Source organism: Filifactor sp. (assembly GCF_057248345.1).
Window position 1 is genome coordinate 39,989 of sequence record NZ_DBHIIC010000001.1, and the last position, 22,987, is coordinate 62,975.

Sequence of the window (22,987 nt, forward strand, 5' to 3'; positions counted from 1 at the left end):
TCCATTATTCTTTTTCTAAAATAAAAACTCCGGTTTTTTGATCAATTTCCTCTAAATATACGTTGACAATTTCTTCTCTTGATGTAGGAAGATTTTTTCCAACATAATCTGCTCGAATCGGTAATTCTCGATGTCCTCTATCTATCAACACTGCAAGTTGTATCGACTTAGGTCTGCCCATGTCTATCAGTGCATCCATGGCTGCTCGAACTGTTCTTCCGGTGTAAAGTACATCATCTACCAAAATGACTTTCTTTCCGCTAACCTCTAGCTTGGAAATATCATTTTCAATATTTTTAATATTTTTTTCCTGAATGTCATCCCTATAATTGGTTATATTAATTCCGCCAACCAACACTTTAGTATTTTCTATTTGAAATATTTTTTTTGCTATCTTCTGTGCAAGTGGAATTCCTCTACGATAAATTCCTATAATAACAATATCTGTTGCACCTTTATTTTTTTCTAAAATTTCATGGCTGATTCGAGTAATTCCTCTTTCCATAGAGTTTTGATCCATAATCATCGCTTTTTCTCTCAACAATATTCATCTCCTCCTTTCCGATTTCACAACAAAAAGCTTTCTGCACCAAAAGACACAGAAAGCTCAAACTTTACAAACTTGCATTTCCTTCTGTGTATCTCGTACATCAATTAAAGGATTTTTCTATTTTTCAATAGAATATTATATTCTACTTTTATTAAATATGCAATATATTTTATGATAAAAAATAAACAAAATCGTTAGGATTATCCAATATTTATTGAAAACATCTCACTTAAACGATAGATGTCACACAGAAATCATCTTACGTAAACAATATATCATTTGTTCTGTTGGATAACTGCTTTATTCATTATTTCATGTTTCTATAAGCAATAAATTGTTTCAATCCTCTTAGTATACCTACTTCTCTATTACAATACGCTATCATACGATCATCTTTATTGAAATTGTTGTTTTTAACATTCCACAATTTCGTATCATCTAACAATCCCTGTTAGACTGAAGTTCATATTCTATCGACGTATCATAACAATTTCTTTACTTGATGTGAAATCAATTTTTGAAATAAAGAAAAATTCATCATAAGTTCTACTGCCAATTCATAATCTACGAAATTCAAAATACACATTCCTATATTTCAAATCAGAAATGTTAGCCTGGTGGCCACATTAAATTTCTTCCTCCCAGAATGTGAAAATGCAGATGATCTACAGTCTGACCACCTTGTTTCCCACAATTTGTTACAACCCTAAATCCATTCTGATCAATTCCTTCTTGGACACAAATTTTTTGAATTGCTTCTCCCAAATATGACATAATCTTCATATCTTTTAACTCCATAAAATTCGCACAATGCTCTTTTGGAATCAACACAATATGAACCGGAGCTTGTGGATCAATATCCTTAAATGCATAAACCCATTCATTCTCATATACTTTTGTGGACGGAATTTCTCCAGACACAATGCTACAAAATAAACAACTCATCTCTTTCCCTCCAATCACTCATATTTATGATTTATTATGAAACAATAACACCCTCAATATAATCTTCCTTTACTTCTTTCAACAGTACATCACAGACTTTATTTTCAACAGAGTCTTCTGTAACAACCTTCACTTTCATATAGTTCATCGTATGTCCGGTACAAACATTTCCTTCTCTTGTCTCAAATAATACCGGAAGAATCTGTCCTATTTGAGATTGCATAAATTCTTTCTTATTTTTATTACTGATAGAGATTAACTTATTACTACGAATGTGCTTCTGTTCCTTGGATACCGTTTCTCCCCTGCTGTATGCAACAGTCCCTTCTCTCGGTGAATATGGAAATACATGCATCTCATATAATTTGAGTTCTTCCAAAAAATTTCTAGTTTCTTCAAAATCACTCTCTTCCTCTTCAGGAAATCCAACAATCACATCTGTAGTGATTGCAGGATAAGAGTAAGTATTCCTAATCTGATCAACTGCATCCTTATATTCCTCTACTGTATATCTTCGATTCATCTTCTTCAATATTTTGTTGCATCCACTTTGCAACGAAAGATGAAAATGAGGACAAAACTGCTGAACTTTGGAAACTCTCTGTAAAAAATCCTCCGTAATAATAATCGGTTCAACGGAAGATGTGCGAATTCTCTCTAATCCATCAATCGTTGACAAACGCTCTATGACATCAATCAAAGTTTCTGTTTTTGTATCTTTTCCATAAGAAGCTACATGAATACCTGTCAAAACCACTTCATTATAACCATTATTTACTAATTTCTGCACTTCATAAACAATATTCTCTAATGGTCTACTTCTTACCGGACCTCTTGTGAAAGGAATAATGCAGTAAGTACAAAAACGATCACACCCATCTTGAATTTTTACAAACGCTCTTGTATGATCACCTGCTGTTGTGATATTCATTTCTTCAAAATCTTTTCTCTTCATGATATCATCAACAACTACTCTTTTATCTTGTGGAGATGTTCTTAAAACTTCTTTTATAATCGTATTTCGATTGGAAGTTCCCATCACTAAATTCACTTCTGATATCTTCATAATATCTTCAGGTGATTTTTGTGAATAACAACCGGTTACAACTACAATAGCATTTGGATTTATTTTTTTAGTGCGTCGTATCATCTGTCTTGATTTTTTATCCGACATTGCAGTAACAGTACATGTATTAATAACATATACATCTGCAACATCGTCAAAATTGACTAAATCATAGTCATTTTGCAAAAACAACTCTTCCATCGCTTCAGTTTCATATTGATTTACCTTGCAGCCCAATGTCATAAATGCAACTTTCGGATGTACTACATGTTCTTCGTTGTATTCTATATGACTATTTGTATAATCTTTTATCGTTGTGATCAAATTCAATGTGACTAACTTTCCCTTCTAAAAAATAATTTCTATGAAAGCATCTCCTTCCATAGAATTTAATCCAATTCACTTATTCTTAATAAAAAGGCAAAAATCCAGAATGCCGTCACACACCTGTAAATTCATGCCCGAGCTCAACTCAGGTGGGTGCCCTGCAAATTACTGCTGAAGTCCTTTCAAGAAGGCAGGTCATTAGATAAAACTGCAATCGAGCTCCCTAAATAATAATGTCGGTTGAATTTATAGGCACAAACGAACATTCCAGATTAATTGTTTTCTATATTATATCATTATTTTAAAAAATGATAAAGTGTAATAGATATTAAATTTAATATGTCCCTCATCAAAAAAGTGTTTTGATTATGTAACTTCAATTACATAACTCAAAACACTTCTTCCTTATTTCATAATTAAGTTTCCAACTTCTTTTTTATCTTCTTCTGTGATTGGTAATGCACTGATATACTCATGGTGAGATTCTCTAACATAATCAGGATCTGCAAAGAAATCTTTTACCATCGATACTACAACACCTTGTAACATAAAGATTGCAACTAAGTTAGGAATTGCCATCAAACCGTTCAATGTGTCAGAAATTGCCCAAACTTCTTGTAATCCTCCAATACTTCCTACTACTACTGCAGGAATAAACACAATTCGATAGAAAATAACAGATTTTTTTCCAAACAAGAATTCCATACAACGTTCTCCATAGTATGCCCATCCAAGAATAGTTGAAAAAGCAAAGAATGTTAATCCAAGAGCTACAATGAAACTTCCACCTTTTAATCCTGTTTCGAATGCAGTTGTTGTAAGAACTGCTCCCTGCAATCCACTATTCCACTGACCTGTCACAATAATAACGAGCGCAGTCATGGTACAAATTATCAACGTATCCATCAATACTTCAAAAATTCCCCACATACCTTGACGAACAGGATGGTCTGTAGTAGCCGCAGCATGTGCAATAGGAGCTGTACCAAGTCCGGCCTCATTTGTAAACACTCCACGAGCAATTCCCATTTTCATCATCAATTTTAAAGAAGCACCTGCAAATCCTCCTGTCATTGCTTGTGTACTAAATGCGCTTCCAAAAATCAAACCAAACGCTCTTGGAACTTCTCCAACATTTTTTCCAATGATGATGAGTGAACCAATAATATAGAAGGCCGCCATAAATGGTACTAATTTTTCAGTTACCACTCCAATTCTTTTGATTCCGCCAATAATAACAATTCCTGCCAAAATAGATAATACGAAACCTACTAATAATTTATTAATTCCAAAAGTTTGATTCAAAACAGCAGCAACAGCATTTGACTGTGTCATATTACCTGCACCAAATGTAGCAAGCATTCCAAATACAGAAAAGAATTTTGCCAACCAAGGCATCTTGATTCCATTTTTAATATAATACATCGGTCCACCTGAAATACTGCCGTCTTGATTCTTTTCTCTATATACGATAGCTAATACTACTTCTGAAAACTTTGTCGCCATTCCAAAGAAAGCAGATAGCCACATCCAAAAGATAGCTCCAGGTCCACCGATAGCTATCGCTAGCGCAACACCGGCAATATTACCTGTTCCAACCGTTGCCGCTAAGGCAGTCGCAACAGCTTGAAACGCTGTTACTTCTCCATGACCATCGTTTGACTTCGAAAACATTTTAAATAATGTACTTTTAATGATATAGACAAACCCTCTAATTTGAATAAATCTTAATCTTAGAGTTAACACAATACCTGTTCCCACCAACAAAATCAGCATTGGCCAACCCCAAACTATATCTCCAATCTTGGAGTTAATTTCCAAAATAAATCCCATGATTTCCTCCTTCATTTCCACTTCTAAATTCACATATTAATTGATAAAGAATGTTCTAATAATCATCCTATTTAATTTATAAGACATATTATACATTTAAATTAGATGTAAATCAATCTTTTTTTTGTATAAATATAAGTTTTTTTATAATTAGTATGTCATATTTCATTTTTATTAACTTCATCGTTACACTCTATCACCATATAAATCTCTAGTTTCAAGATTTCTTTGACATAAAAATAGTTAGAAGTAATCAAAAACATCGCTTCTAACTATTTCGTTCAATCTGACGTCTATTCGATTCTAACTAAATCTACACTTGAAACACTTTTAGTAGTTTTACACCAAGTATTGAAGCAAGTATACATTTTACAACATCGCCCGGTAATGTCATCAAGAAAAATTTAACTAACAAAACCTTCGCTCCTATTTCTTGACCAAGCAAAAAGGTTGCCATCAAATAATAGTATCCTATTCCTATCACATAAATCAAAGCCATACCTGATGCGTTTGCAATCATCATATTCTTGAATGTAATATTGCTCATACTCTCTCTTACTTTTCCTGTTACCCATGCACCTACAATAAATCCAAGCAGATATCCAAAAGTCGGTTGGAAAACATAACCAATTCCACCACCGGAGGTAAAAACAGGTACTCCGGACAATCCCAATAAAACATAAATCCCTACCGACATTGATCCCAAATAACTTCCCAACAATAAACCTGCCAAAGTTGAAAATAAATTTTGAAGAGTAAACGGTACCATCGGCATCGGTATTCTTAAAAAAGCACCAATTGCAGTTAGTGCAGTAAACAACGCCACCAATATTAAATTTCTAGTATTTAACTGTTTTTTTGTAATTCCCATGCTCAAATCTCCCATCTTCTTATTTTATCATAATCTTGATTATTGAATATAGCACACTTCTTTCTTTTTGTCAATTTTGATATACTATTATTTTACAATATAATGTCAGTACAAAAAATTTTTTTTAGAAATATGAATTTATCAAGATCCTAAACAGAGATTACAACATCAGTCATTCTCAAAAATATGCTCTACTACATTATTTAATGAGTCCTTTTCGTCAAAACTGTTTACGATGCAATCGAAAATGTAAATTGTATCATGAAATAATATCATTACTTGTAAAATTTATATTATTCGACTTTTTTTAATCGAAATAAATGCCCTATAAATTGCTAAAGAGGCTACTATATTGGAAATAATTGCCGGTAAAACGCCTACTACCAGTAAAGCATAGAATGGAGCCGGTAATCCCACTAAGATGTAGGCGAAAGATAAAAATAGTACTCCGGAAACAAAAGTTCCAACTCCAGCTAAAAGAATTAGTTTTATTGTATTAATATTGTTTTTATAAATTTTTTTCACCAATATGAATACAAATACTGCTGTTATCAGCTTTTCGAGTAAATTAGGAATTTGACCACCCGGAAAAGAAGTTGTCATAGCACTCATAATTCCTGCAGTTAAACCTGCTGCAAGAGCATTTGAAAAATCATCCTGAATCAAAATAGCGATAAACATACAACTTAGTAAAAAATCGGGTTTAATTCCACCATACACCGGAGGTGTAATAAAATGTAATACCATTCCAATTGCTAATAATAATGCTGTTATAATCATATTTTTTGTTTTCATTTAAAATATCCTTTCTCCTATCTATTTTGTATCCCATCCACCGATATGTTCATGTATAAAGTATCACTTTTAACAAGAACTCTTTCACCATTTTTACTGTTCACAACATACAAACCACTCCTTTTATCTATCCCATAAAAAAAACCACTCGTTCCTCTATCTACAAAGGAACAAATGGTTTAAAATTCGCGGTGCCATCCTTCTTAAATAACTTAATTCAAAACATCAATATAAGTCATTCATCTCAACTTCAAGTACAATCATACTCTACCCCTATAACGTGAGGAACACGCTCCAACTAGTCAGCATAAGCCTTTCATCTTTACTCTCATAGGTCCATTCTTCTTTTCTGAAAAATCAGTTTTCACCACACACCGACTCTCTACATTTTCTTCCAAAAATACTACTCCTATTCAATGAGAATGATTTAATTTTGTATATCTTACCAATCTTTTATGAAAGTGTCAAGCCTTGTATTTATAAATTTTCTAAATTTTCTAAAATCCACATTGTTTTCCGTTATGCTAAAGATAGCACTTCATTTATGTTAGAAAAAGTATTATATAGACAGTGTCTATGATTCTAAATACTATTCTCTCATTACAATAACTGATAGTAACTTAAAAAGAATACCCATAGAAAAATAGATAAAAAGGAAAAAATAGATGCCAAAACGATTATTTCCGATGCCAATTCTCCATTACAATTCATCTGCTCTGCCATAATTCCTGACGATACTGAAGGCGGTGTAGCAAATACGGTCAAAATTACTGTCAGTTCTGCTCCACGAAATCCAAACAATATACTGATTGGAATTGCAATTGCAGGAATGATAATCAGCTTTCCAAATACTGCTAAACTCAGTTTCAACACATTTTTTTTCATACCTTTCAAATTCAATGCAGATCCTAACAGAATAATCGGCAATGCAGATCCTATCTTGGCAATATTTGATACTGTTGTATCTAAAAATTTCGGAATTTCAAAAGGCAACAGTAAGGTTAAAATACCAAAGAAACAACCTTTAATCAATGGATTCTTCGCAATCTTTATCAAGATATTTTCTTTTTTCTCATCATCATTTTGTGTTCCATGAATTGCTAAAATAATTACAGCTAATACATTGTACATAGGAATGACCAGTGCTATCAACATTGATGCAATGGCACTTCCCTGTTCCCCATAAATAGCATAACTCAGTGGAACACCCAAAATAACATAATTACTTCTGAAAAGAGATTGTATCAAAGCACCTCTTGAACCTGAATCTTTTTCAACCAGTGGAATAAACAAACTGGTAATAATAAAGATAAACAATACCATTCCCCCGACAAAAAAGAACAATCTCGGATTTAATAATTTTTTTACATCATTATGAATAATATTTGTATAAAGTAAAAAAGGGAGAAACAAATGGAAACATAAATAATTGATTGTCGATAAAACTTCTCCGGCCAACAATCCTTTTTGATTTAAATAAAAACCTAATGCCACCAAAAGCAACAAAGGTGCAACAGCATTAAACGATACCCAAAAACTCTCCATATATTCCTCCTCTCTATAGACAAAAACATAGTGCATATTCAAAAACAATATGCACTATAAGGGTTACTATCTTTTTTTGTATGAACTCTTTGACAATGTTTTAAGAGAGTTTAATGCATCACCTGTTCCTCTCGCAACACATGAAACTGCATCTTCTGAAACATATACATCAATACCGGTTCTCTTGGAAATCAATTTATCTAATCCCCATAACAAAGAGCCCCCACCTGTCATAAGAATTCCTTTATCACTGATATCAGAAGATAACTCAGGTGGAGTTTTTTCTAATACAACATGAACTGCATCGGCAATTTGCGTGACGCATTCAGTCAATGCTTCCAGTGCCTCTGACGATGAAATAGATCTAACTTCTGGTAATCCAGATACCAAGTTTCTTCCTCTAACATCCAATACAACTTCTTCATCACGAGGGAATGCAGTACCAATTGCCATTTTCATAACTTCTGCAGTTCTCTCTCCGATTAACATAGAATGTTGTTTTCTCATATATTTGATTAGCGCATCATCAAATTGATCTCCTGCAACTTTAATAGAAGAGCTTACAACAATACCTCCTAGAGAAATAACAGCGATATCTGTAGTTCCACCTCCGATATCTACCACCATACAACCGGTCGGTTTAGAAATATCAATTCCCGAACCAATTGCAGCTGCGATTGGCTCTTCAATCAAAAATACCTCTCTAGCTCCTGCATCCATTGTTGCATCAATAACTGCTTTTTTCTCTACTTCTGTTACTCCTGAAGGCACACATACCATAATTTTCGGTTTGAAAATCTTAAATACGCTAACGCCTCCTGTTACTTTCTCAATAAAGTATTTCAACATTTTTTCTGTCACTTCATAATCAGAAATAACGCCTTCTTTCAAAGGTCTTGTAGCTACTATGGTTCCTGGAGTTCTTCCAAGCATAGATCTAGCTTCTTCTCCAACTGCCAAAATTGTATCTGTTGAAGTATCGACTGCAACAACAGATGGCTCATTCAATACAATTCCTTTTCCTTTTACATAAACCAATACAGACGCAGTTCCCAAATCGATTCCGATATCCGGTGTAAATTTCATAATATTCCTCTCTTCCTTAATTAATCTTCTACTCGACTGATATTTGCTCCCAATTTTGATAATTTTCCAACGATATCTACATACCCTCTGTCAACATGATAAATATTTCTAACTTTTGTAGTACCTTCCGCTACCAGGCCACTGATAATCAAAGCAGCTCCTGCTCTTAAGTCTGTCGCAATAACTTCACTACCATGTAACTTGGAAACACCATGTACTGTTGCAGTTTCTCCATTAATCTCAATATCTGCTCCCATTCTAATCAATTCAGGAACATTCATAAAGCGATTTTCAAACACACTCTCAGTTACAGTAGATTCACCGTCTGCAATACAAAGTAAAGCCATAAATAACGACTGTAAATCGGTCGGAAAACCAGGATGAGGCATTGTTTTAATGGTCGCAGTCTTGATAACCTCAGGTCCAATTACTCGAACAGCATTATCAAATTCTTCTATCGTGCATCCAATTTCTGTTAACTTTGCAATCACAGGCTTAATATGGTCGGTAATTACATTCTCAACTAAAACATCACCCTTTGTCATGGCTGCTGCCACCATAAAGGTACCTGCTTCTATTCTATCAGGAATTACTGTATATTCAATTGGATGGAGCTTCTCAACACCTGTGATGCGAATTGTGTTAGTTCCCGCACCTCTGACTTTAGCTCCCATATTATTTAAATAATTGGCCAAATCTACAATTTCAGGCTCTTCTGCAGCATTTTCAATAACTGTTACTCCAGGAGTTAAAGATGCTGCCATCAAAATATTTTCGGTTGCTCCTACAGATGGAAAATCCAAATATACTTTTCCTCCGTGTAAATATTCCTCTGCATACGCTTCAATATATCCTGACTGAAGTCCATCATCCATGATATTTACTGTTGCTCCTAAAGCTTCAAATCCTTTTAGATGCAAGTCAATTGGTCTGCTACCAATTGCACACCCCCCCGGTAAAGAAATTTTTGCTCTTTGAAATCTGGACAATAATGCTCCCATCACCAAAAAAGAAGCTCTCATCTTATTCACAAGTTCATGTGGAGCCTCCAAAGAAGTGATATGAGAAGCATTTACAAAAAGCGAATCCCCTTTTAATTCCGCTTTTGCTCCTAAAGTTGTTAACAGCTCCACCATTACTTGCACATCCTTTAGATTGGGTACTCCTTTAATAACGGAGGTGCCGTCTGCTAATAATGTTGCAGCAATAATTGGTAATACAGCGTTTTTTGCACCGCTTATCTGGACAGTCCCTCTTAGACTAGGACTTTCTTTTACTGTAATATACGCCAAAGAATCCATTCCCTTCATGATTTATAATTGCTTTTGCACATCCCAAACGATTTTTACCTGTTTTTAAGTAAATTTTCTTAAGACAATTTTCTATATCTGAAAAGCTCAGTAATCAATTACTAAGTATACCACACTATGTCCTTTTATCATAGTGTAGTACCAATAAATTTACATCTTTCTTTTATTCTAAAATTTTCATATCATCTTTGCTATCTATAAATTGTTCTATTATAATACTAAGCAACTTAAAGATTGGAACACCTACCAGCATTCCAAAAATTCCAAATAATCCACCACCAATAAAAATAGCCAACATAACCGATATCGGTTTAATTCCCATTCGATTTCCCAAAATTTTCGGCCCCAAAATATTTCCATCAAATTGTTGTAAAACTAAAATAAAAATAGCAGACCATAGAGCAGTGGAAGGTTTCATAAAAAATGATAAAAAAACTACCGGTATTGCACCAATGAACGGGCCTACATAAGGAATCATATTAAAGATTCCAACAATGACAGCTAATAAAAACGGATATGGAGCATTCAGAAATAACAAACCAACCCAACACAAAAGACCTATAATAAATGAATCCAAAGATTTTCCGATAAAAAACTCTTGAAATACATTGTTAGTAATATCACCCCAATGAATAATAGACTCTCCTTTTTGATCTCCAAACAATCGATATACTATTTTTTTAGTGGAAAGTTTGAAATATTCTTTATCATATAGCATATAGATGGATACAATCAACCCTACGATAAATTGAAGAAATCTCGATGTCAATCCGAGTAACCCTGAAAAAATATCGCTCAATGAATCATTGAAATAATCGAATGTGTTTTTCGCCAATTTATCAACAGATTCTTTTATTATTGTATTTAGCTCCGGATTTTCAAAAAACTTGGAATCCAACAAAACTGAAATTTTACTCTCAATAATATCGTAATAGTCAGGCATGTTTTTAACGATGTCTGTAATACTCTTTACTAATTGAGGTGTTACAATTACAAGTAATAGTGTAAGTAGACCTATTAAGAATGTATAGATAAAAAGTAAGGTCACAATCCGATTGAACTTTCTCTTTTTTTCGATATATACCATCAAAGGATTTAGTAGAAATGCAATTCCAAATGCCCAAAAAAATGGAACTAAAATACTCAAAATGAGATATGCGAACGAAAAAAACCATTCATAATTTTGAATAATTTGATATATCACTAAAAGAATAGTAACAATAAAAATAATATCTTTATTCTTCTCCAGTCTTTTAAGCATTCAAAATACCCTCCTAACAAGAAAAAACCTTATCTAAACTGATGATAACCCAACTGTCTAATTACCTCATAGACACCAATCGCAACTGAATTTGATAAATTTAAACAACGCATTCTTTCTTCATTTAACATTGGAATTCTAACCATACAATCTGAATATCTATCTAAAATTTCAGTCGAAATTCCCTTCGTTTCTTTTCCAAAAACAAGAAAACACTCATCCTCATACGTTGCTTCTGTATGATTCTTCTTTGATTTTGTAGAATACATAAAAAACTGTCCGTTCGGATACTTTTTCTCCAAGTCTTCGAAACTATCATAATAAAAGATTTCAACTAAATCTAAATAATCCAATCCTGCTCTTCGTAATTTCTTTTCTTCCATAGAAAATCCTAACGGGCGTATCAAATGTAATCTTGAGCCCGTGCATGCACAGGTTCGTATAATATTACCCGTATTACTTGGTATTTCAGGTTCAATTAACACAATATTTATTGCCATCCGCTTTTCTCCTCATTCCAATCACATTTAATTGAACTTAAGTAAATCATAAAGACATACTCTTCCAATTTTAGTGTTATTTATTTCAAATACTTGCACAAGCATACCATATTTCAAACTATTAACCTACAATACTGTTCTGATTATTATCCTGATCCGAAGTAGGTGCAGGTGCTGGTACTGTGCCGGGAGTAGTAGTCGGAGCAACTACCGGAGTCACAGGTTTTGTTCCACGTCTTATTATTTCTGTTTTTCCTGGATATCTGTCACGGCTTAAAATCTTACTTTCTCCATTGACACTAATATATGTGACAGATCGAATATCCGGTCTTCCCGGCTCTTCTACCACTTGTTGTCCTATTGGCAAAGCAGGATCATCTCGATACACAACTTTTTTAGGAATACTACTAACTACCTTAGAAGACAACACAACTTTCGGCACTTGAGAAAGATCTCCATAAACTTGAAAGGTCACATGATTTCCGGAAACAAAACCTTTTAAAAGAATCGGATAATCATAAGGATTTTTGAATTTTAAATCAAAATCGCCTGAAACGACAGCGGCATCTCTTCCAATATCTACATAAGATGCAGGAATTGAGTGATTTTGACGATGTGTAATCTCCAATCCGGAATATAGTGCAGCATTGTATAACGTAGTCGATACTTGACACACTCCTCCTGCAACACCCTTTTCATATTTTCCATTCAAAATAATGGATGCTTCTCTATAACCATCATCAAGTCCTCTATTTCCAGTCTTTTTATTAAACGAAAATTCTTCTCCCGGCATTAAAACAGTTGCATTAATTGTACTGGTAGCCACACGAATATTTTCAGTTCTTCCCGTTAATGAGCTGTTAAAGCGAGTGGAAAATTCACCTAATTTACCATTAATATGATTCAAATCTTCTTTTTTTACTTTAGGAACTACTTCTTTTACCGGTAACGTAATGACTACATCTTCATTCGATTTTAAATTTTGTTTAACGAGATCTTCTATTTTATCAATCTCTAGCTTTCTTCCAACAACTTCCGGTGTAATTGCAAAATTCGAGTCCACCGCAATTGTTGCGTCTTGTGCTTGTCGATAAATCTTCCCGTTTATTTCCGTAGCTATTTCTTGTAATTTAGAGTTGTCTTCTATATATTGTAATTCAATATTTTGCTTATGATGTAAGATTTTTAATAAAAAAATATTTTTAGCACGGTCAAAAAAAGATCCATTTTTTCCTATGGAATATGCTTGTTCTACCGCATCTTCATAATTATAGGAAAAACCTAACTTTTCTAACGGATATCTAAATTCCTTATCTTCAAATTGAAACACAACTGTTTGAAACTTCTCTGTTTCAGACAAGGTATTTAGCGCTTCCTCTTTTGTCATATTTCCAACAGAAATATCATTGACAAATACGTTTGAATAAATGATATCTTGTTGCATATAGTAATTCAGATAAATTCCTACAACAATTCCAATTAAAATGACTCCTGCGGCTATACCCACCATTTTTTTCATAACAACACTTCCTTCTTATCATTTTTCTATTTTATTTTGTTTGTAATAGGTACAGTTTACTGTCAAAGGACAGATATCACAAAGTGGCCGAATCGCTTTACAACACTTTCTTCCATGAAAAATAAATAAATGATGTGCTTGTGTGTATAGCTTTTTTGGTAACTGTGATGTTACATCAATCTCAATCTGATTTGGGTTTTGGGATGTCGTTAATCCCAACCTATTTGTAACTCTTCCGACATGTGTATCCACAGCAAATGCAGGAATTCCAAAAGCATTGCTGATAACAACATTTGCTGTCTTTCTACCGACTCCGGGTAATTTCACCAATTCTTCTCTCGTTTTTGGGACCTCTCCCCCATACTTTTCCAATAAAATATGAGAGGTCATCAAAATATTTTTTGCTTTATTATTATAAAATCCAATTGTACGAATAAGCTCAATCAATTCTTCCTCTGAAAGAGAAACCATTTTTTCCGGCGTATTGTAATTCAAAAACAAGTCTTTTGTAATAATGTTAACTCGCTTATCTGTTGACTGGGCACTTAACATTGTCGCAATAAGCAACTCATATGGTGTCCCATAGTTCAATTCACACTTTGCATCCGGATACGTCTCTTGAAGAATAGAAATTATCTTTCTTGCCTTGTTCACAATATAACCTCTCTTTTCACATCAATCATTTCCACTCTACCATCTGCATCAATATAATCAAGAATATGATCTAATGTAGAATCTAAATGTGCGTGATCGTTTGAAACAGCTGCTATTCCAATTTTTGCATTTCTCCAAATATCATTGTACGATATCTCCGAAATAGAGATATTATATCTGTTTTTTAACTTCTGAATCAAACTTTTCAAAATAATTCTTTTTTCTTTCAAAGAATTTACTTCATACAACAATAATGTGATTTCTAAGATTCCTATTTTCATATCCAAATGCCCACCATATTTTTTTTATTATCACATTTTAAATATTGATACCCAAAATTTTCTACCAAAAAATTTATTTTTATACAATTAAAGAATTTTTGTGGACCACTCTTCTGCATTCAAAATTGAATCTACTACACCCTCATAAAATTCCGGATCATGTGAAACTAAAAGAACGGTCCCTCTAAACTCTTTCAACGCTCTCTTAAGTTCATCTTTTGCTTCAACATCCAAGTGATTTGTAGGTTCATCCAATACCAGTAGATTAATTTCCTCCAACATGACCTTGCAAAGACGTACCTTTGCGTTCTCTCCTCCTGATAACACCATCATCTGAGAAGTGATATGTTCATTAGTAAGGCCACAACGGGCTAATTCTAATCGAATTTCATGGTTAGTCATAGAAGGAAATGCATTCCATACTTCCTCTACTGCAGTATTTGTATTCTTCTTACTATCTTCTTGCTCAAAATATCCAACTGCAACATGTTGTCCTAAATGAATTTCTCCTGCCAAGGGCTTCTGCTTACCGAGCAAGGTACGCAATAATGTAGATTTTCCAATACCGTTAACTCCTTTAATGGCAATCTTTTTATTACGTTCAACTTCCAAATCGAAAGACCTTGTCAAAGGTTCATCATATCCGAGTACCAACCCTTTCGCCTCAATTACTACCTTTGAAGGAGTTCTTGCTTCTCTGAATGAAAACGTAGGTTTTATCTTCTCTTTCGGTTTTTCAATCATATCCATCCGATCCAATTGTTTCATTCTACTCTTCGCTCTACCGGTAGTAGAAATTCTTGCTTTATTTCGTGCAATAAAGTCTTCTAGTCTCTCAACCTCTTTTTGTTGTTTTTCGTATGCTTTTTCATGTTGCAATTTCTTCAACTCATACAATCTTTGAAACTCATCATAATTTCCGACATAACGATTTAAATATCCATTTTCCACATGGTAAATAATATTTGTTACCGCATTAATAAATGGAATATCGTGAGAAATTAAAATGAAAGCATTTTCATATTCACTTAAAAACCTCTTTAACCATTCTATATGTTCAAAATCCAGGTAGTTAGTTGGCTCGTCCAATAATAAAATAGTTGGATTTTGTAATAATAATTTAGTTAACAATACCTTGGAACGTTGCCCACCACTCAAATCATTGACCATTTTATCCAAACCGATATCTCTCAATCCCAAACCGCCTGCTACCTCTTCAATTTTGGAATCTAAAACATAAAATCCGCTGTTTTCTAATATTGTCTGAATCTCTGCCGAGTCATCCATCAATCGATTTAATTCTTCTTCATCAGCCGAACCCATCTTATCGTAAATTGCATTTAACTCCTCTTCCAACTCATACATGTGTGAAAAAGCTAATCTCAAATTTTCACGAATCGTTGTTCCATCTTCCAAAACACTGTGCTGATCTAAATAACCGACTTCTACACGATTCGACCATTCTACCGTACCTTCATCAGGCATCAAATGACCTGTAATAATATTCATAAATGTAGATTTTCCTTCTCCGTTTGCACCAATCAAAGCAACATGCTCCCCTTTCAACAAACGGAACGATACATCTTCTAGAATAGATCTTCCTCCAAATCCATGACTTACATTTTTTACTGTCAACAAACTCATACTTGACTCCTTATCGTTTTACACCTTCAACTTTATCTATCATATTAAACCTAACATTGTTTTCTGTTTGAAAAATATTTCTCCGTTTCGACGGGCATTTTTTTATTGCTCAATCGTTTCTCCACTTGTTCTTTAATCAAAGTATATATTACTGCCATAGTTGGAACTGAAATTATCATAGCCGGCAAACCTCCGATGACTCCACCCAAAAAGATAGCAAGAAACACCCAAAAGCCGGACAATCCTGTCGAATCTCCAACAATCTTTGGCAAAAGAATATTTCCATCAATCTGTTGTAACACAAGAATCAAAATTGCAAAAATAATTGCTTGAGATGGATTGATTACAAGAATCAAAAAAACGCCAATAATTCCACTCAAAATAGACCCAATCATCGGAATCACATTACAAACTGTTACCAAAAAGCTAATCATAAAAGCCATAGGCAAACGAAGTATTAACATACAAATAAAAGTGATAATTCCAAGAACAACTGCATCCGTTATCTGCCCGACAATATAATTTTGAAATGTTTCATTTGTCAACCTACCAATTTCAAATATTTTTTGAACAACTGTATTCGGAAAAAAACCGTACAATACCTTTTTACTTTGTGCCTCAAAAACTTCTTTTCCACTCAACAAGTAAATAGATACAATAATTCCCATAAGAATATTCACTATTTTTCCGGTAAAAGTCCCGGAAATAGAAATTACACTTGGTATTAAAAATTGAAAAAATTCAATTATTTTTTGATTCAAATTGTCCCAAAAGTCAACTTTGTATTGTGAAATATTAGTAAAACCGAATGACCGTAATTGATGCAAGATTTTTTGATTTTGAAGAACATCTTCCCAAATCGTTTCAAATTGCTTAATATACTCAGGAACTTTTTCCGTCAAAGCTGTCAAACTTTCCACTAACTGTGGAATAAATACATTTCCAATAAAAATTAAAATCCCAAAAGTCATCAAAAAAACAATGAATATCGATAAATTTCGAGAAAGTTGACGACGTTTCTCATTCTTTTTTAATAAGCGAAATAATTGTCGCTCAATAAAACATACAGGTCGAAACATCAAATATGTTATTACCATCCCATAAATAAATGGACTCATTGTACCAAAAAAAACTCTAATACTTTCAAGTGCAGAAGGTATATTTTTTACAAAGAAATAAAAAAGTATGGCAAATGAAATCAAAATTCCTTTTGCAATCAGCTCTTTCTTAAATTCTTTTTCTTTTAAATTATCTATCATAACAACTCCTGTTTCAATTTTTTCTAAATCTTATTTCCATCATATCATTATATCATAAATAAATGTACATACCTATTATTTTATCTAATTATAACATTAGTTTTTTAACTTTTAATAACATATTATTGAAATAATAAAAAAGTCAGATTTACTGATTATTCTTTTTGAAAGTATGATAATTTTATCAAACATATTATGTAAATATACAAAAAGAGTTTTCTTCAATAAATGAAGCAAACTCTCTCTTTAATATTACTTTATCAACTTTGAAAAATGTTTGAAATGTGGTGCAGTTGCAGTCTCTAAAAAATCAAATACCAACATCTCTGTACTTACAATCGATACACCCATCATTTCCATTTGATGTAAGGCAATCGCTTTATTCTCAGGTGCTCGTGAAGATACTGCATCTGCCACGATCATTACAGAATATCCACGTTTCAACAAATCTTTTGCTGTTTGATAAACACAAATATGTGTTTCCGAACCTGATAAAATAATTGTCTTTCGTTGAAGTTTCTCTAACACCTCTTCAATATAAGGATATGCTGAAAACACCATTTTTGAAAAAGTATTTTCCTCAGTTTGATATTGTTTCAATGGTTCTATAGTGGAACCCAAACCTTTGGGATATTGCTCGGTGAATATCTTTGGAACATCATAGTATTTTGATAACTCACACAAAATAATTTCATTCTTAATCATTTTATCTGATTCATAAATTGCCGGCATCAATTTTTCTTGAAAATCAATTCCTAAAAATATGAAATCTTGTATTCTATCTCTCATACTAACTCCTCTAATTTGATTTCTCAATCGGTTTTGCAAAAATCATCCTTCCAGCTGCAGTTTGAAGAACAGAAGTAACAACCACAGTTTTTTGCATACCGACCATTTTTTTTGCACCTTCTACAACAATCATCGTACCATCTTCCAAATAAGCAACACCTTGATTCATTTCTTTACCCTCTTTGATAACGGTGACATCTAAGACTTCACCGGGCAAAAGAATTGGTTTTACTGCATTAGACAGTTCGTTAATATTTAATACCTTTACTCCTTGAAATTTTGCTACTTTATTCAAGTTAAAGTCATTCGTTAATACAATTCCACCCAACTCTTCAGCAAGTTTCAATAGCTTCACATCCACTTCTTTTACTGAATCAAAATCTTTTTCTGTAATTTCAAACTGAAGTTTCAATTCAGCTTGCATTGAATTAAGAATATCTAAACCTCTTCTTCCCTTTGTTCTTTTCAAATCATCTGACGAGTCTGCAATATGTCTCAACTCCTCCAAAACGAAACTAGGAACAATCAATTTTCCTTCAATGAATCCTGTCTTGGCAATATCAGCTATTCTTCCATCAATAATGACGCTTGTGTCCAAAATTTTAGGTCTTATTCTTTCTGTATTATCAGTTTCAGAAATAGTCATTTGATCTTTGTTCTTTGTTGTTGTCCAATTAGATCGTACTAATAAAGATAGGATATCCTCTTTTCTCTTCAAACAAATTTTAATTCCCAAATAAAGCATAAAAATATAGAAAAATGCAGAGATAGGAACTCCTACCACTGGTATTTTTTGAACGATAGTTCCAATAAAATATGCAATGATCAATCCAATGATTCCACCCAATGAACTTATTAGAATATCTACAGTATTGAATTGAGAAAATTCTTTTTCAATCTTTGTTGTGATAGACAAACCGATTTGAATAAAAATAGGTGCCAATAAAGAAAAAATAATTCCAAAAACAATAATCGTACTAATTGCCAACACAGTCATTGACACTACACCACTTGGAAATATATCAGTAGTGCTTTCCACAAAAAAGAACAAAGTCAATCCTAACGCAATCCCAATTAAAGTGATAGCTACAGATAGTATTTTTTTCAACATCCCAGTTTCCTCCTTTCCTCCTTATTCTATTATACTAAATAATTATGGTAATAATATATAAAAATTATGTTGTTTTTAAAAAGATATATCTCAAGGTAATTATCTACAACTCAATCAATTATAAAAACAAATTATATTCATTTCCCAAAAATAATATGTTGCTCTACCAAAAAAATGTAAGTCTTTAAAATCTACTTATCTTGATTCACAAATGCAATATATGGAAGATTTCTATAACTTTCTTGACAATCAATTCCATAACCTATAATAAATTCATCAGGCAAATGAAATCCTGTAAAATCTGCTTTCACATCACATTTTCTACCTTCAGGTTTATCCAATAGAGTACAAATCTTCAATTTTTTACATTTTCTGGCATATAGGTAGTTTTTTAGATAATCTATTGTTAATCCGGTATCAATAATATCTTCAACAACCAAAACATTTTTACCCTCAACATCCATATCTAGGTCTTTGATAATTTTAACAACTCCTGAGCTTTCCAAAGACATACCATAACTTGACAAAGACATAAAATCAATCTTCACATCCAAATCAATATGTCTTATCAAGTCTGACAAAAAAATACAAGCTCCTTTCAAAATTCCGACTACATAGAGCTCCTCTCCCTCGAACTCTTTTTCCACTTGTTTAGCCAACTCTTTTACCTTTTCTTGAATTTGTTCTTCCGTTAACAAAATTCCACCAATTTCTAACATTTCTTTCCCTCCTGTTTTTATTTTTCTTTCATCATATCAATATTTTTTATTACAATGGACCACTTTCCATTATCGCCCAAAATAAACTCTACTGTATCTGTTTCATTTATCAAATGTACCGGTATGTTCACTTCAATTCCTTCATCAGTTATGATATGTTGTTTTTGATAATTTCTCTTCAAAGTAGTTTCAGGTATCACAATCTCTTCATCCCAAAGATTTGCTTTTTGAAATGCATTTTCGTAAATATTTTTCAACTCACTCTTCTGTTCAAATGCTTGTTCGATAACAGTTGGAATATGAACACTTCCTTTTTCAAAAACGCTGTCCAAAACTGCTTGTTTTACTTGTGCTTTTTGACTAAAATCTTCTCCCACAAATTTATCTTCCAAGTTCCTTGTAATTTCTTTAAACTCTTGAAATTTTTCTTTTTCAGAGAATCCCGCATCACTCTTAAGAAGCATATCTCCTAAAAGTTGCACTTCATCTGAGTTAATGATGTATTTTCGATCAATCAAAGCGATGTCTTTATGTTTCAAATGAATCAAAAATCCTTCATCTACCTTTGTTCTGTTTGCTAAATACAAATCTTCCATATTAGCTAATTTCCAAATGTTTCCATCTCTTGTCGGCTCTTTCCCCCGAACGAAAAATCTTTTGTGATTCCACTTAAAACATCCAAAATAGAACAAATTGTTCATTTCAAACAACACAAATGCCAAATCACATGAAGGTAGTGTGGATGAGTTATCGTGAATAACTTGATGGAGCAGACTGGAAATATCTTTTGTTACCTCCATAAAAGCATCTAAGTTTTGATCTAAATCCGTCATCATACAATCTACAACACTATCTTCCTGAAACCTTGCCCATTTCATTTCACGAGAATGATATAATGAGTTAATATGTTTCAACAAAAAATCATAGGTCATTTCTTCTTCTCTATCTATCTCAAAAGTAGAAAAAGTCGGGACATTTTCATGTTTGTTTAATGCATGAATCACTGCCTTGTATAAAATCGGTTTTTCAAATTCAAACATTGTAATCATCACTTTCTATTTTGCAAAATTGTATAAGCCTTTTTCAAAATGTTATCTGCCACTTCTTTTTTTTGCATCAAATCATATCTTTCAATTTCTCCGTTCGGTAATAAGAAACTCACAATATTTGTATCTGTTCCAAATCCCGCTCCGGATTTCGTTAAATCATTTGACACTATAAAATCCAAATTCTTCTTTTTTAATTTTTGAACCGCATGTTCCAATACACTCTCTGTCTCTGCAGCAAATCCCACTATTACCTGATTTGATTTTTTAACTTTTCCCATCTCAAAAGCAATGTCTTTCGTACGTTTCAAATCAATAATTAAATCATCATCCTGTTTTTTAATTTTATTTTCAGCAGTAACCTTCGGCGTGAAATCCGCTACCGCTGCAGCTTTAATCAAGATATCCGTATCTACCATTTCTCTTTTTACTTCTTGGTACATCTCTTGTGCAGAACGAATCTCAATAAATTTTGAAAGACCTCGTGGTGGAGTTAAATTTGTTTTTCCTGAAATCATAACAACTGTTGCACCCTTTAAAACAGCTTGCTCTGCAATCGCATATCCCATTTTACCGGTAGAACGATTTGTAAGATATCTGACAGGATCAATATCTTCCATCGTTGCTCCGGCAGTAACGGTTACTTTACATCCAGCCATCTCCTGTGTCTGATTTGCTATTAAATACAATTCCTCTACAATCACACCGGGCTCTTCCATTTTACCTTTTCCAGTATCTCCACAAGCTAATAATCCCGAGACCGGTTCAATAAAATAATATCCATGTCTTTTCAATTTCATAATATTCTCTTGAACAATCGGATTGTGATACATCTTTGTATTCATAGCCGGTACAATTACTTTTTTTGCTTCCGTTGCCATGATTGTGGTAGTAAGCATATCATCAGCTATCCCGTTAGCAATTTTTCCTATAATATTAGCTGTTGCCGGTACAATCACAAACACATCTGCTTTTTTTGCTAATTCGATATGCTCTACATTCCAATCGGAAGGTCTTTCAAACATATCCGTGACCACCTTTCGGTTACTCAATGTCTGAAAAGTCAAAGGAGAAACGAATTTCTGTGCATTTTTTGTCATGATAACATCTATCTCAAAACCTTGTTTTTTTAGTTTGGATACCACATCACAAGCTTTATATGCTGCAATTCCTCCACTGACACCAACGATAATATTTTTTCCCATACCAAATCTCCTTCAATCCATCGTATCCCTATTTTGAATATTTATTCATACTATTTTTATACTCTTGACAAAGTTCCTGAATCTGTTTTGTGTATCTGGAAACACTGTTCTTTTCTGCCAAAACAATGGCTTCCAACTCTTTTACGGAATTCTCCAATTTATCATTCACTATAAAATAGGAATACTGTTCAATTTCACCGATTTCTCGAACGGAACGTTCCAACCTTTTATCAATTTGCTCCATAGTTTCCGTTCCACGACTACAAATTCTTCTTCTCAATTCTTCAATTGTCGGTGGCAATACAAAGATAAGCACTGCATCCGGATAACCGGATTTGATGTTTTTGGCTCCCTCAATCTCAATTTCCAAAATCACATCATCTCCAAATTCAATTTTATCTTCCACATACTTCTTAGGAGTACCATAATAGTTATCAAATACATGAACATATTCCAAAAGTTCATGATTCTGAATCATCTTTTCAAACTTAGGCTTATCTATAAAAAAATAATGTTTTCCATCTACCTCTCCATCCCTTGGCGCCCTTGTTGTTGCCGAGATGGACAGTCCTACTTTTTCATTTTTCTCCAAAAAACTTTTACAAATTGTTCCTTTTCCACTCCCTGATGGACCGGAAAGGACAATCAACAGTCCTTTTTTCTTCATCAAT

22 protein-coding genes and 1 other RNA gene are annotated in these 22,987 nt (G+C 33.1%); all 23 read right to left on the minus strand.

All coding sequences use genetic code 11. The features are described 5' to 3' along the window. Positions 1-4 precede the first annotated feature (4 nt). Positions 5-541: a bifunctional pyr operon transcriptional regulator/uracil phosphoribosyltransferase PyrR gene (gene pyrR / locus ACO5GE_RS00175; protein WP_484828955.1), complete on the minus strand. Its 537-nt coding sequence runs from the start codon at positions 539-541 to the stop codon at positions 5-7. Between the two features lie 618 nt (positions 542-1,159). Next, positions 1,160-1,495, minus strand: a complete 336-nt coding sequence (locus ACO5GE_RS00180) for a histidine triad nucleotide-binding protein (protein WP_484828897.1) — start codon at positions 1,493-1,495, stop codon at positions 1,160-1,162. Positions 1,496-1,529: 34 nt separating this feature from the next. Beyond that, the gene (gene mtaB, locus ACO5GE_RS00185; protein ID WP_484828956.1) at positions 1,530-2,804 is read right to left on the minus strand and encodes a tRNA (N(6)-L-threonylcarbamoyladenosine(37)-C(2))-methylthiotransferase MtaB; all 1,275 of its coding nucleotides are present in this window, start codon (positions 2,802-2,804) and stop codon (positions 1,530-1,532) included. Between the two features lie 178 nt (positions 2,805-2,982). After that, positions 2,983-3,165, minus strand: a non-coding RNA gene (ssrS, locus tag ACO5GE_RS00190) — 6S RNA. A gap of 128 nt (positions 3,166-3,293) precedes the next feature. Then, positions 3,294-4,721: an alanine/glycine:cation symporter family protein gene (locus tag ACO5GE_RS00195; RefSeq protein WP_484828898.1), complete on the minus strand. Its 1,428-nt coding sequence runs from the start codon at positions 4,719-4,721 to the stop codon at positions 3,294-3,296. A gap of 313 nt (positions 4,722-5,034) precedes the next feature. Next, entirely contained in the window at positions 5,035-5,592 is a 558-nt protein-coding gene (locus ACO5GE_RS00200; RefSeq protein ID WP_484828899.1) for a biotin transporter BioY, read from the minus strand. Between the two features lie 288 nt (positions 5,593-5,880). Beyond that, positions 5,881-6,387, minus strand: coding sequence for a tryptophan transporter (locus ACO5GE_RS00205; protein WP_484828900.1), 507 nt, complete (start codon positions 6,385-6,387; stop codon positions 5,881-5,883). A gap of 600 nt (positions 6,388-6,987) precedes the next feature. Further along, the gene (locus tag ACO5GE_RS00210; RefSeq protein WP_484828901.1) at positions 6,988-7,932 is read right to left on the minus strand and encodes an AEC family transporter; all 945 of its coding nucleotides are present in this window, start codon (positions 7,930-7,932) and stop codon (positions 6,988-6,990) included. A gap of 66 nt (positions 7,933-7,998) precedes the next feature. Beyond that, entirely contained in the window at positions 7,999-9,018 is a 1,020-nt protein-coding gene (gene mreB, locus ACO5GE_RS00215) for a rod shape-determining protein MreB (protein ID WP_484828902.1), read from the minus strand. Between the two features lie 20 nt (positions 9,019-9,038). Next, positions 9,039-10,310: a UDP-N-acetylglucosamine 1-carboxyvinyltransferase gene (gene murA / locus ACO5GE_RS00220; RefSeq protein WP_484828903.1), complete on the minus strand. Its 1,272-nt coding sequence runs from the start codon at positions 10,308-10,310 to the stop codon at positions 9,039-9,041. Between the two features lie 181 nt (positions 10,311-10,491). Further along, positions 10,492-11,589, minus strand: a complete 1,098-nt coding sequence (locus ACO5GE_RS00225; protein WP_484828904.1) for an AI-2E family transporter — start codon at positions 11,587-11,589, stop codon at positions 10,492-10,494. A gap of 29 nt (positions 11,590-11,618) precedes the next feature. Then, positions 11,619-12,089, minus strand: coding sequence for a tRNA (cytidine(34)-2'-O)-methyltransferase (locus ACO5GE_RS00230; protein ID WP_484828905.1), 471 nt, complete (start codon positions 12,087-12,089; stop codon positions 11,619-11,621). A 121-nt stretch (positions 12,090-12,210) separates the two neighbouring features. Beyond that, positions 12,211-13,608: a VanW family protein gene (locus ACO5GE_RS00235; RefSeq protein WP_484828906.1), complete on the minus strand. Its 1,398-nt coding sequence runs from the start codon at positions 13,606-13,608 to the stop codon at positions 12,211-12,213. An 18-nt stretch (positions 13,609-13,626) separates the two neighbouring features. After that, positions 13,627-14,262, minus strand: coding sequence for an endonuclease III (gene nth, locus ACO5GE_RS00240; protein ID WP_484828907.1), 636 nt, complete (start codon positions 14,260-14,262; stop codon positions 13,627-13,629). Beyond that, a complete protein-coding gene (locus tag ACO5GE_RS00245) occupies positions 14,259-14,543 on the minus strand; it encodes a DUF503 domain-containing protein (protein ID WP_484828909.1) in 285 nt (94 codons plus the stop codon). Before ACO5GE_RS00245 ends, nth begins: the two co-directional genes overlap by 4 nt. A gap of 87 nt (positions 14,544-14,630) precedes the next feature. Beyond that, positions 14,631-16,187, minus strand: a complete 1,557-nt coding sequence (locus ACO5GE_RS00250; RefSeq protein WP_484828910.1) for an ABC-F family ATP-binding cassette domain-containing protein — start codon at positions 16,185-16,187, stop codon at positions 14,631-14,633. Positions 16,188-16,237: 50 nt separating this feature from the next. Beyond that, positions 16,238-17,446 carry an AI-2E family transporter gene (locus ACO5GE_RS00255; protein ID WP_484828911.1) on the minus strand — a complete coding sequence of 403 codons (1,209 nt, stop codon included), beginning with the start codon at positions 17,444-17,446 and terminating at the stop codon, positions 16,238-16,240. A 252-nt stretch (positions 17,447-17,698) separates the two neighbouring features. After that, positions 17,699-18,235, minus strand: a complete 537-nt coding sequence (locus tag ACO5GE_RS00260) for an isochorismatase family protein (RefSeq protein WP_484828913.1) — start codon at positions 18,233-18,235, stop codon at positions 17,699-17,701. A gap of 10 nt (positions 18,236-18,245) precedes the next feature. Further along, complete coding sequence (locus ACO5GE_RS00265) at positions 18,246-19,346, minus strand: PIN/TRAM domain-containing protein (protein WP_484828915.1); 1,101 nt, start codon at positions 19,344-19,346, stop codon at positions 18,246-18,248. Between the two features lie 191 nt (positions 19,347-19,537). Continuing rightward, positions 19,538-20,065 carry a hypoxanthine phosphoribosyltransferase gene (gene hpt, locus ACO5GE_RS00270; protein ID WP_484828916.1) on the minus strand — a complete coding sequence of 176 codons (528 nt, stop codon included), beginning with the start codon at positions 20,063-20,065 and terminating at the stop codon, positions 19,538-19,540. Positions 20,066-20,082: 17 nt separating this feature from the next. Next, the gene (locus ACO5GE_RS00275) at positions 20,083-21,105 is read right to left on the minus strand and encodes a nucleoid-associated protein (protein WP_484828917.1); all 1,023 of its coding nucleotides are present in this window, start codon (positions 21,103-21,105) and stop codon (positions 20,083-20,085) included. 8 nt (positions 21,106-21,113) lie between these two features. Then, positions 21,114-22,316, minus strand: coding sequence for a bifunctional phosphopantothenoylcysteine decarboxylase/phosphopantothenate--cysteine ligase CoaBC (gene coaBC / locus ACO5GE_RS00280; protein WP_484828918.1), 1,203 nt, complete (start codon positions 22,314-22,316; stop codon positions 21,114-21,116). Positions 22,317-22,344: 28 nt separating this feature from the next. Beyond that, a complete protein-coding gene (gene gmk / locus ACO5GE_RS00285) occupies positions 22,345-22,983 on the minus strand; it encodes a guanylate kinase (protein ID WP_484828919.1) in 639 nt (212 codons plus the stop codon). Positions 22,984-22,987: the final 4 nt, after the last annotated feature.